Annotated in this window: 18 protein-coding genes and 1 rRNA gene; 12 read left to right on the top strand and 7 right to left on the bottom strand. The window is 46.6% G+C overall.

What is annotated here, in order from left to right; genetic code table 11:
- Positions 1–163: 163 nt before the first annotated feature.
- Entirely contained in the window at positions 164–1,438 is a 1,275-nt protein-coding gene (coaBC, locus tag FTT63_RS13695) for a bifunctional phosphopantothenoylcysteine decarboxylase/phosphopantothenate--cysteine ligase CoaBC (RefSeq protein WP_127801815.1), read from the bottom strand.
- A gap of 113 nt (positions 1,439–1,551) precedes the next feature.
- On the opposite strand from coaBC, the gene radC reads away from it, so the two are divergent.
- A complete protein-coding gene (gene radC / locus FTT63_RS13690; protein ID WP_005182279.1) occupies positions 1,552–2,247 on the top strand; it encodes a DNA repair protein RadC in 696 nt (231 codons plus the stop codon).
- A 70-nt stretch (positions 2,248–2,317) separates the two neighbouring features.
- A complete protein-coding gene (locus FTT63_RS13685) occupies positions 2,318–3,229 on the top strand; it encodes a bestrophin family protein (RefSeq protein WP_005182277.1) in 912 nt (303 codons plus the stop codon).
- Positions 3,230–3,278: 49 nt separating this feature from the next.
- Here the strand turns inward: FTT63_RS13685 and FTT63_RS13680 are convergent, their stop codons facing one another.
- On the bottom strand, positions 3,279–4,154 hold the full coding sequence (locus FTT63_RS13680; RefSeq protein ID WP_127801814.1) for a PHP domain-containing protein: 876 nt from the start codon (positions 4,152–4,154) through the stop codon (positions 3,279–3,281).
- Between the two features lie 44 nt (positions 4,155–4,198).
- Here FTT63_RS13680 and FTT63_RS13675 point away from each other — a divergent pair, with 44 nt between their 5' ends.
- From FTT63_RS13675 to mnmC, 4 genes are read left to right on the top strand one after another with little or no spacing between them, the layout of a single operon-like run.
- Positions 4,199–4,810, top strand: a complete 612-nt coding sequence (locus FTT63_RS13675) for a septation protein IspZ (RefSeq protein ID WP_005182273.1) — start codon at positions 4,199–4,201, stop codon at positions 4,808–4,810.
- Between the two features lie 31 nt (positions 4,811–4,841).
- Positions 4,842–5,144 (top strand): YciI family protein, encoded by a 303-nt coding sequence (locus FTT63_RS13670; protein ID WP_127800595.1) that lies wholly within the window; start codon positions 4,842–4,844, stop codon positions 5,142–5,144.
- A 5-nt stretch (positions 5,145–5,149) separates the two neighbouring features.
- Positions 5,150–5,632, top strand: a complete 483-nt coding sequence (locus FTT63_RS13665; protein WP_005182267.1) for a hypothetical protein — start codon at positions 5,150–5,152, stop codon at positions 5,630–5,632.
- 30 nt (positions 5,633–5,662) lie between these two features.
- Positions 5,663–7,540: an FAD-dependent 5-carboxymethylaminomethyl-2-thiouridine(34) oxidoreductase MnmC gene (gene mnmC / locus FTT63_RS13660; RefSeq protein WP_180192421.1), complete on the top strand. Its 1,878-nt coding sequence runs from the start codon at positions 5,663–5,665 to the stop codon at positions 7,538–7,540.
- A gap of 187 nt (positions 7,541–7,727) precedes the next feature.
- Here mnmC and FTT63_RS13655 read toward each other — a convergent pair whose 3' ends face one another.
- Entirely contained in the window at positions 7,728–8,042 is a 315-nt protein-coding gene (locus FTT63_RS13655; protein ID WP_005182260.1) for a rhodanese-like domain-containing protein, read from the bottom strand.
- A gap of 91 nt (positions 8,043–8,133) precedes the next feature.
- Here FTT63_RS13655 and FTT63_RS13650 point away from each other — a divergent pair, with 91 nt between their 5' ends.
- Positions 8,134–8,622: a YajQ family cyclic di-GMP-binding protein gene (locus FTT63_RS13650; protein WP_005182257.1), complete on the top strand. Its 489-nt coding sequence runs from the start codon at positions 8,134–8,136 to the stop codon at positions 8,620–8,622.
- A 28-nt stretch (positions 8,623–8,650) separates the two neighbouring features.
- Positions 8,651–9,157, top strand: coding sequence for a DUF4442 domain-containing protein (locus tag FTT63_RS13645; RefSeq protein ID WP_104473309.1), 507 nt, complete (start codon positions 8,651–8,653; stop codon positions 9,155–9,157).
- A 64-nt stretch (positions 9,158–9,221) separates the two neighbouring features.
- Here the strand turns inward: FTT63_RS13645 and FTT63_RS13640 are convergent, their stop codons facing one another.
- The 3 genes from FTT63_RS13640 to FTT63_RS13630 all read right to left on the bottom strand — a co-directional run bounded on the left by FTT63_RS13640 (position 9,222) and on the right by FTT63_RS13630 (position 10,990).
- The gene (locus FTT63_RS13640) at positions 9,222–9,590 is read right to left on the bottom strand and encodes an acyl-CoA thioesterase (protein WP_171525181.1); all 369 of its coding nucleotides are present in this window, start codon (positions 9,588–9,590) and stop codon (positions 9,222–9,224) included.
- A 71-nt stretch (positions 9,591–9,661) separates the two neighbouring features.
- Complete coding sequence (gene trxC, locus FTT63_RS13635; protein WP_016659552.1) at positions 9,662–10,093, bottom strand: thioredoxin TrxC; 432 nt, start codon at positions 10,091–10,093, stop codon at positions 9,662–9,664.
- Positions 10,094–10,990, bottom strand: coding sequence for an alpha/beta hydrolase (locus tag FTT63_RS13630; protein WP_127801812.1), 897 nt, complete (start codon positions 10,988–10,990; stop codon positions 10,094–10,096). It lies immediately after the preceding gene.
- 124 nt (positions 10,991–11,114) lie between these two features.
- Between FTT63_RS13630 and FTT63_RS13625 the strand changes: the two genes are divergently transcribed.
- The 4 genes from FTT63_RS13625 to FTT63_RS13610 all read left to right on the top strand — a co-directional run bounded on the left by FTT63_RS13625 (position 11,115) and on the right by FTT63_RS13610 (position 14,725).
- Entirely contained in the window at positions 11,115–11,450 is a 336-nt protein-coding gene (locus tag FTT63_RS13625) for a TIGR01244 family sulfur transferase (RefSeq protein ID WP_005182227.1), read from the top strand.
- On the top strand, positions 11,443–11,865 hold the full coding sequence (locus FTT63_RS13620) for a beta-lactamase hydrolase domain-containing protein (RefSeq protein ID WP_045796347.1): 423 nt from the start codon (positions 11,443–11,445) through the stop codon (positions 11,863–11,865). The genes FTT63_RS13625 and FTT63_RS13620 overlap by 8 nt, the downstream gene beginning before the upstream one ends.
- 198 nt (positions 11,866–12,063) lie before the next feature.
- The gene (locus tag FTT63_RS13615; RefSeq protein WP_127801811.1) at positions 12,064–13,254 is read left to right on the top strand and encodes a hypothetical protein; all 1,191 of its coding nucleotides are present in this window, start codon (positions 12,064–12,066) and stop codon (positions 13,252–13,254) included.
- A gap of 82 nt (positions 13,255–13,336) precedes the next feature.
- Entirely contained in the window at positions 13,337–14,725 is a 1,389-nt protein-coding gene (locus FTT63_RS13610) for a dihydrolipoyl dehydrogenase (protein ID WP_127801810.1), read from the top strand.
- A gap of 119 nt (positions 14,726–14,844) precedes the next feature.
- Here FTT63_RS13610 and rrf read toward each other — a convergent pair.
- Positions 14,845–14,947, bottom strand: a 5S ribosomal RNA gene (gene rrf, locus FTT63_RS13605); the annotation flags it as partial.

The following is a 14,947-nucleotide window of genomic DNA, read 5'->3' as shown; positions in this document are numbered from 1 at the left end:
TAATGGAGAAATCTAATCGGTATGTTATACCTGAGAGAAGAGTGAGGAGTTATCCAAGGGTTGTAAAAGGAAAACCTCAAAAATACCCAAGAAAAAGCCAGTCAATCTCTTAACTGACTGGCATTACTGCACTTGCAGGGCTTTTTTATTTGTTCTGACAGGATCAGAAGGCTTCATCCTGCGCCGGATCATGGTGCAAGGTATCATGAATGGCTTCGACCAGCTGCTGGGCAATTTCCTGCTTGGAGGCTTTTTCCAGATCGCGTTTTGGCAGATGATAGCCTTCAGCAAAGAACACCGTCATGGCATTTTCATCAGAGGCAAAACCAATGTCTGCACGGGACACATCATTGCAGGCAATCATATCCAGTTTTTTCGCTACCAGTTTACCAGCCGCATACTCTTCGACATTGCGCGTTTCAGCAGCAAAGCCGACCATAAACGGACGTTTTTCCTGCTGCGCGATAGTCGCCACAATATCCGGATTCTTGATTAAGGCGATATCCAGTTCATCTCCGGATTTTTTGATTTTGTGCTCTGCAACTTCAGCCACGCGGTAATCGGCAACCGCAGCGGTGGCAATAAACACATCACAACCTTCATCGAGCAACTGCATACTGGTGTCCAGCATCTGCACGGCTGAAGAGACATTAATACGGCGGACCCCGTTTGGTGTATCCAGACTGACTGGCCCGGCAATCAGCGTGACTTTGGCACCGGCTGCGTAACAGGCTGCTGCCAGGGCAAAGCCCATTTTCCCGGTACTATGATTGGAAATATAACGTACCGGATCAATCGCTTCACGGGTTGGCCCGGCGGTAATCACCACATGCTTGCTGGCCAGCAGACCAAATTTTTCAGCAATCGCACGCTGCGCTTTATGGAAATAATCGGTGACCTGACGCGCTAGCTCTTCCGGCTCAGGCATACGGCCCAGACCGACATCACCACAGGCTTGTGAGCCGGATTCCGGCATAATCACATGCACGCCATCGTCTACCAGCGTCGCCAGATTGCGCTGCGTAGCTTTGGCCGCCCACATCTGCTGATTCATGGCCGGTGCCACCCAGACCGGGGCACTGGTGGCCAGATATAAAGTCGATAACAAGTCATCTGCCAGACCGGCGGCAAATTTGGCCAGGGTGTCACAGCTGGCCGGTGCAATCAGCACCAGATCGGCCCAGCGTGCCAGTTCAATATGCCCCATGCCGGCCTCGGCTTCCGGGTCCAGCAACTGGGTATGCACCGGATTGCCCGACAACGCCTGAAAGGTCAGCGGTGTAATAAAGGCTTGTGCCCCTTCGGTCATCACCACCCGGACGTTAAAGCCAGCGTCCTTTAAACGGCGAACCAGAATGGCACTTTTGTAGGCGGCAATACCGCCAGTAATACCCACAATAATATTTTTATTAGGAATGACACTTAAATCAAAACTCACGAACAGCTTACCTTTCTGTTGCAGTGGGGCTCACAATAGCATTAAATATTGTCATTCCCAAGACATGTCTGGGCGAAATCCATAACAATTCATCACCAATAAGTCTAATAACAATGAACTTCAGTATTAAACATTGGCCGGAACAGGAGCGTCCGCGTGAACGCCTGATCCAGTACGGCGCGCACAGTCTTTCCGATGCCGAACTGCTGGCTATTTTCCTGCGCTCCGGCTCCCAGCAGTACTCTGCCGTTGAACTGGCCCGTCATTTATTACAGGCCTTTGGCAGCCTGAATGCGGTACTCGATGCCGCCCTGCCCGATTTAAGCCAGTTTCATGGCATGGGTCCAAGTAAATACAGCCAGCTGATGGCGGTCAAGGAATTGGGCCGGCGCTATACCGCCCAGCATTTGCAGCAGGACAAACTGGAACTCAGCTCCTCCCGGCTGCTACTGGACTATTTACGCTTTGAACTGCTCGGTGAAACTCAGGAAGTATTTGCAGTATTGTGCCTGGATGCGCAGCTGCGCAAAATCTGTTTTAAGAAACTGTTTTTTGGCGCGCTCAATTCATGTGAAATTTCGATCAACCAGCTGCTACGCTTTGCCATCCAGAAAAACACTACGGCGCTGGTGATCAGTCATAATCATCCTCAGGGACAGCCACAGCCCTCACCAGCCGATTTACAATTGACCCAGCGCATCCAGCAGGCCTGCCAGCTGGTTGATATCCGCCTGATTGATCATTGTATTATTGCTCCCGAAGGCAGTTTTTCCTTTGCTGAACATCAACTCATCAAGTCGACATTTTAAGCAGCGCAACATATTGACAAAAACCCGGCCAGCACAGAAGATCATGAAAAACTTAAGCTGATTCCCAGACATGATTGTACGTGACCAACCGAGCGTATTTAGGCTGTTATTTTCCTGGCGAGGTACCATCTTACCGAAGGTGTTACCACCTTTGGGCGTGGTCATGTTGCTGTCGGCGATTGTCGGCGGCCTGTCCTATGTCGGGTATTTTCACTTCTCTGATTTCCCCCTGATCGGCTTTACCTTAATTGGGGTGGTGCTGTCGATTTTCCTTGGCTTTAAAAATTCGGCCTGTTATGACCGCTGGTGGGAAGCCCGCAAACTGTGGGGCATGTTAATTGCCAATGCGCGCCATTTTGACCGCGACTGCCGGATGCTGGCCCAAGGCCGCCGGGAACGGGTGATTCAGCATGTGATTGTGTTTGCCAATGTGTTGCGTGACCGTCTGCGCCATCAAACTGCCAATCCGACTGAACTGGTAGAAACCAGCGGTATGAGCCAGCAGGCCGTAACCCAGCTGTATCAACAGGCCAATGCGCCGCAATATACCCTCAGCCTGATTCAATGGGAACTGATGCAGGCCCTAAAAGAAGGTGAAATTTCCGATATTATTTACAGCCAGATGAACCAGCATGTGATGGAACTCAGCCTGGTGCAAACCGGTTGTGACCGGATTGCCACCACCCCGCTGCCGTTTGCCTATTCGGTATTGCTAAACCGTACCGTGTACTTTTTCTGCTTTATGCTGCCGTTTAGCTTGGGCTCGACGCTGGGGCTGGCGACACCACTACTGGTCGGGATTCTGGCTTATACCTTCTTGGGGTTGGACGCCCTAAGCTCGGAAATTGAAGAGCCATTTGGTACGCAAAGTAATGACTTGCCTTTAGATGCGATGGTGCGCACCATTGAAATCGAATTACTCTCGACTTTGGGGAAACCGACACCACCACCAATTCAGGCACAGGACAATAACCTGCTCTAAAGCAAAAAACCTCAGCCCAGCTGAGGTTTTTTTTGATGCTGAAATACGTTTACGCAGTCAGCGCCGGTGATGGATTGACAAAACTTTCCCAAATTCCGACCTGCCCCGGTTTCAGGCTGGGAATATTGCCCAGTTTCATCCACGGCATATTTTCACCATGAAAATCGCTACCGACCGAGACTTTTAAGCCATGCTCGGCAATCATCCGGTCCACCATCTGCCGGATAGAGCTTGGATCAATCGCCGGCGGTAATTCGACAGCATCCCCACCAAATTTGGCGAAAATTTCAATTAGGTAACGGATATTGGTCGCCGACAGGTCATAACGGGTCGGATGCGCCAGCACCGCAAAACCGCCACTGGCATGAATCACCTGAATAGTTTCCTCCAAGCCCAAGCCTTCAAATTTCACATAGGCTTTTTTGCCTTCTTTAATGTATTTATCAAAGGCCTGCTGCGGCCGACTAACATAGCCTTTTTCCACCAGGGTTTTGGCAATATGGGTACGGGTCACCCGATCCGGGACATTATCTACCTTGGCAATCACATCGGTATAAATATCTTCACCAATCAGCGGAATTAGCAGCTCGCAAATCTGTTTGGAGCGCGCAGCACGAATATTTTTTTGCTGGGCCAGTAGTGCTGCCATCGGCGCCGGATTTTGCATATTCAAGGCCACAATATGCACAGCATAGCTTTTTTTGGTCGCCGGTCGTGACCACTGGCTGGAAATTTCTACGCCAGATATGAGCTTAATCCCGTGATTTTTCGCCGCTTCCTGAGCCAGTGCAATTCCATCCATGCTGTCATGATCAGTCAATGCCAGCGTATGGATCGACAGTTCAGCTGCTGCAGCAATCAATTGCTGCGGACTTAAAGTTCCATCAGAAATATTGCTATGTGTATGTAAATCTACGCCGTGCATCTCTATACTATGACATTTATTTGATCAGATTTAGATACTCTAACATGAAAGCACTTTTAGACTTTGTGCCACTCATTATTTTCTTTTATTTATATAAAACTGTAGATCCAAAAGATACCCACCATCCTTTGCTGCAAATGATCGGCTCTGCCGGTGGTGTGGATAACAATAACATTCTTGTGGCCACCACTGGTCTGATCATTTCCATGTTAGTGGTGTATGGCGCATTATTTGTCTCTCAAAAATTCCGTTTGGACAAACAGCAGTGGATTGTGCTGTTTATGACCGTGATTTTTGGTGGTATTACCCTAATGCTGAGCGATGACTTCTATATTCGCCTAAAAGCTGTCTTGCTGAATCTGGTCTTTGCTGGCGCCTTCCTGCTGTCACCATGGTTCAGCAAAGATCGTAAGCCATTAATCCAACGCCTGTTTGGTCCGGTGTTCAATTTAAGCGACAAAGGCTGGATGAAACTGAACTATGCCTGGGTCGGGATGTTTCTGCTAATGTCCTTCCTGCACGGCTTCTTTGCCTATATCTTTATGGGTGGAAAATACTGGGGAGAATTCACTGCTTTTGGTGACATGATTGTGATGTTTTCCTTTATCATTATTCAGTTTATTGTATTGCGTAAATACTTTAAAACTGCCGAATAAATCCTTCAGTCCGCTTGAGCGAGAATACCTTATGCCTTTATTTGTGGTGACCTGTACCGATAACGAAGGAACCGTCGAAAAACGTCTGGCCATTCGTCCGCAACATCTTGAACGTCTGCAACAGCTGGATGATGAAGGCCGTCTGATTGTCGCCGGTGCGATGCCGAAAGATCCGACCAATCCGCAAGCGGGCTTTTATGGCAGTACCATTATTGTCGATTTTGATTCTCGTGAAGCCCTTGATGCCTGGCTGCAAGATGAGCCATTCCTGAAAGCAGGCGTCTATGGCCAGATTGAAGTCAAACCTTTTAATAAAGCATTTCCTAAAGGATAAGCTGCATGCGCGTTGTTGTCCCGAGTCTACTGGGTCTATCCTTCTTCTGTTCTGCACTGTGGGCCGTTGAACCGGCTGCACCCGCTGCTGTAAATACCACGGCTCAAGTCACGCCAGCGGTCGCAACGCCAGCCAAACCGGCGATTATACCGGCTGTGGCCACCACCACAGCGCCGGCAACGGCCAACCAGCCGCTGACCGCTGAGCAGCTAGCCAAGAATAAAGCGGCACAGGAAGCTAAAATCAAGGCGCTGGTCAAAGATCAGGAAAGCCGCCTGCAACAGCTGGAAAAAGCCAATCTGGAAGCACTGGCGCAAAACCAGGAACTGCAGCTGAAAAATGACAATCTGGGTGTACAGGTTCAGGTCTTACAAAGTGAACGTAGCGCACAGATGTTTCTTTACGGCGCTGCCACGCTGGCTGTCGGCGTATTGCTGGGCTTTTTGGTGGCCAGCTATGTGTATACCAAACGTCGCCGTCAGTGGTAATGTTCTGCTTCATTAAAGGTAATCTGGGTGTTGTCTAATCGCATTCAAACCGCCGATCTCGATTGGCAACATATTGAGGGCATTGATGTCCCGGTATCGAAACAGTTTGGGGATGTCTACTTTTCCAAGGACAATGGCCTGCTGGAAACCCGGCATGTGTTTTTAAACGGTAATGACCTGTCCGAGCGTCTGGCAGCCCTGCAAGATTATGAATATTTCTGTGTCGGAGAAACCGGCTTCGGCACCGGCCTGAATATTCTGGCCTTATGGCAACTGTGGCAACAGGTGCGTCCGAATAATCACAGCCATTTACATGCCATTTCGGTGGAGAAATTTCCGCTTTCCAAAGCCGATTTAATTCGCGCCTTAAATGCCTGGCCGGAACTAAAACCTCTGGCCGATCAGCTGATTGCCCAGTACCCATTACCACTGGCCGGCTGTCATCGCCTGTCGTTTCCGGAGCAGCGTTTTTCTATCGACCTTTGGCTCGGTGATGCGCACGATGTCTTTCCAATGATGGCCAAAACCACACAGGTCAATGCCTGGTTTTTAGATGGCTTTGCGCCCTCCTGCAATCCGGATATGTGGGAAGAACAGGTGCTCAATCATATTATTCGCCTGTCAGATGTCGGCACTACCTTCGCTTCCTTTAGTGTAGCCGGGGTGTTAAAGCGAGGTTTAAGACAGCACGGGATTCATATTTCCCGGCCGCGCGGGTTTGGCCATAAACGCGAAATGCTAAAAGGCATCTGGTTAGCGCCAGAAGAACCGCTTAGCCCAGAACGGGAAACTGAACCAGCAACCTCAGTTCCTTCGACCTCTGTACAGCAACGGCATATTGCCATTATTGGTGCCGGTATTGCCGGTTTAAGTCTGGCTTGGGCTTTTGCTCAGCGTGGGCATCAAGTTTCTCTGTATGATCAAAGCGCGCCACTGGCGGGTGGCTCGGGCAATCCACTGGCCCTGCTCAATCCCAAGCTGTGTGCTATTGAACAGAGCCATACCCATTTAATGACCCTGGCCTGGCAACATGCCTTAAATCATTATGCAAAGTTTCAGGCCTTCCGCCCGATTCAGGTCAATCAGCTTGGGCTAAAAAATCCGGAACAGCTGCTGGCACTGGCCGATCAATATCCGCCAGGTATTCTGGAAAAAGATTTAGACGCACAGCTGCGATCAGAATTTCCTGCCCTGCGTCTGCTACAGGCTGGCGCGGTGTCGCCACATCAACTGTGTGCGGAGATTCTGGCGCATGAGCGGATTCAATATCAGCAGGCCAAAATCACCCAGATTCACCCGACAGATCGACCGGAACTGTTCAGTGACAACCAATCTCTGGGCCAGTTTGATCATGTCTTTGTCTGCACAGCCCGTGAATCTGGCCAGTTTTTTGAACATTATCCGCTGTTAAAACCGATTCGGGGTCAGGTCAGCTGGCTGAAGAATACCCAGCAACCGCTGCGTTTAGATAGCGCCTATAGTTATGGCGGTTACTGTATGCAGCTCGATGCAGAGCAGTTGATTTTAGGCGCGTCTTTTTATCCGGGTCGGGATGATGCCGAAGTCTTACGAGAAGATCATGAACATAATCTGGCGCTGATCCGTAGCGTCTTCCCCGACTATGCGGACACCCTGCCTGATCCACACAGCTGGCAAGGCCGTGCGTCAATCCGTGCGCAAAGTCAGGATTATTTCCCGCTGCTTGGAGCACTTGAAACCGGACAGCAAGTCTATAGCCTGACTGGACTCGGTTCCAAAGGTTTTCTGTTTGCACCGCTATGCAGTGAAATTCTGGCCGCACAGATTTTAAATGAGGCCTGCCCGGTGCCGATGCAGGTACTGGAGAAACTTAACATCCGCCGTTTTCAAAAGAAAGCCAAAGCCAAGAAACCGTATTTTAGGGCCTAAGCTAAAAACGTTGTATAGATCGAGAATGATGGCCCGGTTTAGTTTGAAAGATCAGGCTTAGTGTAGAGGTCGAGGAGAGCATTTATTTTCTTCATTTTAAATACTTGATCATGTGAGAGAGTGTTCTGATCTTTTTTAGTCAATGATAAACAGTGTTCATAAAAAAGCGCCTGACGGCGCTTTTTGCTTATTGCCCTTGAACCAAAGGCAAACCGGCATCACGTGCAGCACGGGTACCGCCCATCAGCACCACATATTCACGTGAGCTGTCCAGCTCTTCTAACAATTCAGCCGCGCGCGGCGCTTTGCTGCCACCGCCACATAAGATGTAAATCGGTTGATCCGCTGACACCTGAGTCAAGCTATCTGCTGACAAGTTGGCAATTGGCTGATTGACTGCGCCTTGAATATGCGCTTCAGCATAAGCACTTGCATCACGGACATCCCAGATGATTGCATTTTCTGGGAACTCAAATGTTGTAATTTCTTGCTTACGGATCATTGTGCACTCCTTTGATGTAAACAACACTTGGCAAATGAAGAAAACATCCCTAGCATCTCAGATATTCTTTCCATTTGTAAAGGTCTAAACTATGCCATCTTTCGATATTGTTTCAGAATTAGAAATTTTTGAAGTAAATCATGCAGTTCAGAATACTCAAAAAGAAATCGCAACACGTTTCGATTTCCGTGGTCAAGATGTTTCTATCGAACTGAATGAGAAAGCCAAAGAGATCAAAATCAAAACCGAAAGTGATTTCCAATGTGAACAAGTATATACCATGCTGGAGAATCATTTTTATAAACGTAAGATTGATGTACAGGCGCTAGACCCGCAAAAAGCCACGGCCTCAGGTAAAAATGTGATTCAGACGGTGAAGCTCAAAGATGGTCTTGACTCTGATACCGCGAAAAAAATTAATAAAGCCATTAAAGAAAGCGGCATTAAAGTGCAATCTTCTATTCAGGGCGACAAAATCCGTGTGACGGATAAAAAACGCGACACCTTGCAGCAAGTGATGGCGTTTTTAAAAGAACAGCAATTTGGTCTGCCACTGCAATTTAACAACTTCAAAGATTAAGCTCTTTGTTCCCGCATAGGAATCGATCATGGCACAAGCAAATCGTTTAGCAAAATTAGTCAAAGCGACGGCAAAATTTCCACAGGTGATTCGCACCACTTTGTGGAGTAAAGCCTTTGGCCGGATCGTGCCTATGGTGGGAACAGCCAAATTAAAATATCTTGAGGTCAGCCCGGCCAAAGTGGTGGTGAAAATTGACAATCACAAGGCCATGCAAAACCATATTGGCCAGGTACACGCCTGCGCTATGGCACTGATTGCAGAAACTGCCACCGGCTTTGTGACTGGCATGAATGTGCCCGATCATTCGATTGTGTTAATTAAAAGCTTTAAAGTTGATTTTAAACGCCCGACCCAAGGCGCCATGACCGCAGTCGCGACGCTGACAGCAGAACAGCAGCACTTGATGCAACACACCGAAAAAGGTGAAACGCTGGTTGCAGTCGAAGTGACCGATGAATCGGGTGAAGCACCAATTCAATGTGAAATGCTCTGGGCCTGGGTCAGTAAAGATCAGCTTAAAAAAGCCCGTTAACCCGCTTTAAGCCATCAAAAATCCCAGTTTCAGAACTGGGATTTTTGATCTTTGAGTGCACAAATTATACGGCTTGCGATTCTAGATACTTCTGCTTCACTTCCTCGGAAATCTGACGCTTGTTGCCTTTGACATCCACCGCGACAAAGGTAAATACACCTTCGGTAACGCGTTTTGCTGCACGTGAACTGTCATGGCTGTCCCAGACTTCAATCTGCATCTGAATTGAGGTATTGCCCAGTTTCAGGATTTTGGTATAGCAGCTGATCACATCCCCCACTTTCACAGGCACCAGAAAGGTCATCTGGTTAATGGCAATGGTGGCACAGCGACCTTGGGTAAAACGCTCGGCATGAATTGCCCCGGCCAAGTCCATCTGCGAAACAATCCAGCCCCCGAACACATCTCCACTCCAGTTGGTATCGGCAGGCATAGCAATGGTTTGAAGAGAGAGCGTCCCTTCCGGTTTTAGTTGAGAATCTGACACATTCGCTCCGGGCGTGATTAAGGGTTTGAAGTTAAGTGCTGATCTAACCACTGTTTCAGTTCGGTCGATCTTAATGCGCCGCTTATTCTAGCAATTTCGGTGGTCTTATTCATCAACACCAGCGTGGGAATACTGCGCACATTAAAGGCACTGCTTAAACGCGGATTTTCTTCAGTATTAATTTTGGCAAAAATTACTTGCGGATATTGCGCCGCAACCTGGGCAAAATGCGGCGCCATCATCTTGCAGGGTCCACACCACTCTGCCCACAGGTCGATCAGGATTGGCAAATCACTGTGCTGGATAAACTGGCTAAAATTCTGCTCATTCAGGTCAATCGGCGCCAGTGGAATTAAAGCCTGATGACATTGTCCGCATGTTGGATGGGCAGTTAGCTTATCCTCCGGAACACGGTTTTTGGCACTACAGGCTGGACAGACAACAATCATTTAGCTTACTCCAATATGCTGATGTAGAAATTCTAATTGAGTCTTGACGGCTTTTTCAAAATATTGGCCATGATAAACATCAAAATGCTGCATATCCCATTCATGATATTGCACATAAGGCGCAATATTGGTGGCTGTTTCACGACTCGATTCAATCGGGATCAGGCTGTCGCGTTTGGCGGCAATAAACAGTACCGGAATATTAATCTGGCGCACATCCAGAATCGGCCGATAACGGATCAGATGAAACAGCGCCCGTGCCGGAATCTCGCCACTCCAGTAAAAATCTGGATGTAAAATCGACAGATAACCTTCATAACTATCCGCCGTCGGTAAGAAACACAGCCCTTTCGGATCAACTACCGGCAAGGTTTTTGGCATTAAGCCGACTTTAGCGCCCATATAATCCTGACTGGAAATTTTTAAGGCACGTGGCAGCTGCTGAATCGGATACAGCTTGGCACTGGCCGCACCATCCACAAATGGCACCTGCACCATCACCGCTTTTAAATGGTTTAACTGCGAAGCCAAAGTTAAAACATAGCCGCCACTTAGCGCTGTACCCCACAGGATAATCCGCCGCCCATCCACCGATTGCCGTTCCTGTACATGTGAAATCATGGTACGCCAGTCATCCAGCTGCCGCGACAACGACACCAGCTCACGTGGTCGTCCGGTACTACCGCCCCAATAGCGATAATCAAACAGCACCACCGCATACCCGGCGCGGGCAAAGCGTTTGGCATATTGCACCAGCTTGAACTGACGCAGGCCGGCCAGGCCATGCGCCATTAAAATAACCGCTGGTTTAGTAGGAGTTTTTGGCAGGTAAAAATCGGCAGCAATGACCTCCTGACCGCTTTTGACATAGAGAGGCTCGACAGTATAGGCATGCATGGCTGCTCCAGTGCGTTGTTTTATGGTTGTAATCGTTTATAAATATTTCAGAACAATCTGCGCGAAAATCTGGCTAGTGGTATTATAGAGCATAATATTCAGATATGGATGATGGAGTGGCATTATGAGTGAGCATGTTGGCTTTGCAGGTCAAATTGGCCCGGAACACGTAACCCAGGTGGTTGAAAAAGGCTTTAAATCAATTATTAACAACCGTCCAGACATGGAAGGTGGCCCGGAACAACCGACCAGCGCACAAATTGAAGATGCAGCGCGTAATGCAGGACTGGATTATGTCTATCAACCGGTGGTGGCTGGACAAATCACCGAATTAGACGTCCGCACCTTTGCCAATCACTTTAATGAATTGCCAAAACCGGTTCTGATGTTCTGCCGTACTGGCAACCGCTCAAACAACTTATATCAACTGGCCAAACAAATGGACCTGTTAGATGACTAAGTCGTTGTGGATGGGGATGGTTTTGGCACTCTCAATGACCACGACCTCCCTATGCGTTGCTGCCAGTGATTTTAGCCGTGCGTTAAATGCCAATCTTAGTGTTTCTGGGCAAATGACACCTGAGAAATTTAAGACCTTGCTGCAAGATGGGTTTAAATCGGTGATTGTGAACCGTCCCGATCAGGAAGCAGGCAACACAGTCAAAGTGAACCAATTGCGTGACATCGCCGAGAAATCACGGGTTAGCGTGATTTACCAACCGGTCAGCAGCGGTGCAATTTCCCAGGCCGATGTGCAAGAGTTTGCGAAATACTATAATGAACTGCCGAAACCGATTTTAATGGTCTGTCGTAGTGGTTCACGTTCGGCAGCCCTATTTAATCAGGCAAAAAATCAGGGGTTATTACATGAATAAAATCTGGATCATGCTGATTTGTGCATGTGTACTGGCAGGTTGTAGCTCTATGGATGTCCGCCCAACGGTGGGGGTGAGTGTGGGGACGACAATTTAATTAAGTTAACTCATGAAAGGCGCTATATGCGTCTTTTTTTCTATGGTATCTTTACATAATACAAATAAATCTTATACATAATTTTTTATTAGGGGAACTTTATGAACTTAGTTAAAGGCTCATTAATTTTAGCATTCTCAGGACTTATTAGTGCATGTGGTGGAGGGGGAAGTAAAGGCTATTATGATAGTGGCGCTACATCGAATGAATCTAATAATACCACTCCCCCACCAAGTACCTCTGTTGAAATTGCGACAAAACAACTTGAGATTCTAAAACGTGAAGGACAATTTTTATTTGGTAATTATGATGCAAATGATTTAAATACTACCAAAGGTTATATTGATCACTCACTAGATACTTTTGCACATGGGCCATTACAACTAACTCTGGCTATTAGAGATGTAAATCTTGCCAGTTTTCCTGAATTCTATCGTGAAAAATGTTTTGAAAAAAGTACCAGCGATTATCGTGCATGTTACTCATTCACAGGCGATCAAATTAAAACTTTATTACCAGCTTATAATGATTGGGACTTCGAAATTACCCGCGATGACCTAAAGAATATCCGCTTAGAAGATGATGGGATAACTCCGAATCTAGAAGCATACCAAGCCACCACACGTATTTTTATTTTTGAGAATGAGAATATAGATAAAAACTTACATGATGTGACAATCACAGGGGCTTTTGCATATCCATTCAAACAGAAATGGGTCGAACAAGAGCATCAAAAGCGCTTTGTATTAATTAATGAGTCGACTAGTGATTATAAAATTACTGTAACAACAACAGAAATAGACCCTGAAACGGACTTACCCGTTGAAAAAGAAGTTACTACAGGAGCTTTTAGCACTTATAAAGATTTGACGTCTTTAGATGGTGAGTTATTTATGTTTGAAAAAGGTTCTGGTTTTAATGTTCTTATAAATGACAATGCAAATGTTTCATTCGCCGAGCCTATATCCTTTATCTTCAACTCTACACCAGGTGATCTAAGTAGCTCATCGAGTTATCGTATTAAAAATAATGGTGAAAAAGAATTAAAGCTTGTTAATATTACAGCAATTGATGGCACTCGTGTTGAGAATGAAATACCTGAGCGTAATATACAATCTTTCACTGGCAACATCTCTTTAACTGGTAAAAATATTTTTAGCTTTAAAAATGAAACTAGTGGAACTTTGAATTTTGAACACATGATCAATAATATTACATTTAAGGGCACATCTACCAATAATAATGGAACTATTAGCACAACTTTAACCGAGCCAACTGGTATAAAATTTTAATGTAAGAAATTGCAATTAAACCCTCTAAATAGAGGGTTTTTTTATATATTCGATAGTATCTCTCTTTATTGAAATTGCTCCTATGTACGACATTATTATTATTGGTGCAGGCACAGCAGGAATCACTGCTTATCAAGAAGCCATCAAGCACACACAAAATATTCTTATTATTAATGACGGTTCCTGGGATACGACCTGTGCCCGAGTGGGCTGTATGCCCAGTAAAGTGCTGATTTCTGCTGCACATCGCCTACATGATTTACACGAGGCAAATAAAGTCGGTCTCAACATCAAAGCACAGGTTGATACCTCTCAGGTCATGCCGCATGTTCGCACTTTGCGTGACCATTTCACCCAGGCCACTTTAAAAGAAGTTGAAAGCTGGGATGCACAACACAAAATTCAGGGCAAGGCAGCGTTTATTGATGCTCAAACCGTACAGGTGAACCAACAGCAATATCAGGCCAAAGCTTTTATTCTAGCTGTCGGCTCTACCCCGACCTATGACGCTGAATGGAAACAGCAGCTCGGTGAACGACTCATTACCTCAGATCAAATCTTTGAACTAGATATCATCCCTGAATCTTTGGCCGTGATTGGCAGTGGCGTCATTGCACTGGAGCTTGCTCAAGCCATGCAACGGTTGGGCTGTGATACGACAATATTCGCACGAAGCCGTCGTGTTGGCGCCCTGACCAGTCCTGATCTGCAACAACTCGCCCAAGAACTTCTCAGCAATGAATTAAAGATTAAGTTTGAAGTCTTACCACAAAACGTGGAAAAGGTAGGCAATCAGGTCAAGCTTGAGTTTAGCGAGCAAGGTCAAACGCAGCACCTTATGGTTGATTATGTACTGGTGGCCACCGGCCGTCGTAGTCATTTAGATTCGCTGAATCTACAACAGATTGACTCTCAGTTCGGTAATTTTAAAGAGCTACCGATTGATCCACAAACCAAACAGCTAGGCAATTATCCAATTTTTGTGGTTGGTGATGCACATACCTCTACCCCCATTCAGTATGAAGCAGCCCATGAAGGCCGAGGTGCAGTACATAATTGCCTTAATTATCCAAAGCTCAAGAATTTAAAAGACTTAACACCGCTGAGTATTGTGTTTAGTCAACCGGAAATGGCAATTGCTGGCCAAAGCTATAAACAGCTTAAAAACAAGAACATCGACTTTGTGATTGGAAAAGTGTCTTATGAGCGCCAAGGTCGGGCGATGGTTCTGGCTAAAAATAAGGGTGCTGTTGAAATTTATATTGATAAACGTACACGCCAATTATTAGGTGCAGAACTCTTTGTAAAATCTGCCGAACATTTTGCCCATACTTTTGCTTGGCTGATTGATGAAGGGGTAACGTTAGATGAACTTCTTGCTAAGCCTTTCTATCATCCGACGCTTGAAGAAGGTTTAAGAACGGCTTTAAAACATGCTCGCCGACAGTTGAGAAATCAAGAGGAAGGTTAATCTTCTCTATTTTTCTCATTTCACTGTCATTTTTGATTCTACTTATCTTTATTTCCCACACAAATTTTCTGCATAAAAAAATCCCCCTAGCTTTTAGCTAGGGGGATTTTGAATTAATGAGCTGGCGATGACTTACTCTCACATGGGTAACCCCACACTACCATCAGCGCTAAGAGGTTTCACTTCTGAGTTCGGGAAGGGATCAGGTGGTTCACTCTTGCT

Origin of the sequence: Acinetobacter sp. C15 (assembly GCF_013420645.1) — a bacterium.
In the GTDB taxonomy this organism is placed as follows: domain Bacteria; phylum Pseudomonadota; class Gammaproteobacteria; order Pseudomonadales; family Moraxellaceae; genus Acinetobacter; species Acinetobacter indicus.
This window is presented reverse-complemented; position numbering and strand designations above follow the sequence as displayed.

Bases quoted from the DNA above. Each gene is read 5' to 3' on its own strand.
- radC (WP_005182279.1), top strand. From the start codon at position 1,552: ATGAACTTCAGTATTAAACATTGGCCGGAACAGGAGCGTCCGCGTGAA.
- FTT63_RS13685 (WP_005182277.1), top strand. From the start codon at position 2,318: ATGATTGTACGTGACCAACCGAGCGTATTTAGGCTGTTATTTTCCTGG.
- FTT63_RS13680 (WP_127801814.1), bottom strand. From the start codon at position 4,154: ATGCACGGCGTAGATTTACATACACATAGCAATATTTCTGATGGAACT.
- FTT63_RS13675 (WP_005182273.1), top strand. From the start codon at position 4,199: ATGAAAGCACTTTTAGACTTTGTGCCACTCATTATTTTCTTTTATTTA.
- FTT63_RS13670 (WP_127800595.1), top strand. From the start codon at position 4,842: ATGCCTTTATTTGTGGTGACCTGTACCGATAACGAAGGAACCGTCGAA.
- FTT63_RS13665 (WP_005182267.1), top strand. From the start codon at position 5,150: ATGCGCGTTGTTGTCCCGAGTCTACTGGGTCTATCCTTCTTCTGTTCT.
- FTT63_RS13655 (WP_005182260.1), bottom strand. From the start codon at position 8,042: ATGATCCGTAAGCAAGAAATTACAACATTTGAGTTCCCAGAAAATGCA.
- FTT63_RS13650 (WP_005182257.1), top strand. From the start codon at position 8,134: ATGCCATCTTTCGATATTGTTTCAGAATTAGAAATTTTTGAAGTAAAT.
- FTT63_RS13645 (WP_104473309.1), top strand. From the start codon at position 8,651: ATGGCACAAGCAAATCGTTTAGCAAAATTAGTCAAAGCGACGGCAAAA.
- FTT63_RS13640 (WP_171525181.1), bottom strand. From the start codon at position 9,590: ATGCCTGCCGATACCAACTGGAGTGGAGATGTGTTCGGGGGCTGGATT.
- trxC (WP_016659552.1), bottom strand. From the start codon at position 10,093: ATGATTGTTGTCTGTCCAGCCTGTAGTGCCAAAAACCGTGTTCCGGAG.
- FTT63_RS13630 (WP_127801812.1), bottom strand. From the start codon at position 10,990: ATGCATGCCTATACTGTCGAGCCTCTCTATGTCAAAAGCGGTCAGGAG.
- FTT63_RS13625 (WP_005182227.1), top strand. From the start codon at position 11,115: ATGAGTGAGCATGTTGGCTTTGCAGGTCAAATTGGCCCGGAACACGTA.
- FTT63_RS13620 (WP_045796347.1), top strand. From the start codon at position 11,443: ATGACTAAGTCGTTGTGGATGGGGATGGTTTTGGCACTCTCAATGACC.
- FTT63_RS13615 (WP_127801811.1), top strand. From the start codon at position 12,064: ATGAACTTAGTTAAAGGCTCATTAATTTTAGCATTCTCAGGACTTATT.
- FTT63_RS13610 (WP_127801810.1), top strand. From the start codon at position 13,337: ATGTACGACATTATTATTATTGGTGCAGGCACAGCAGGAATCACTGCT.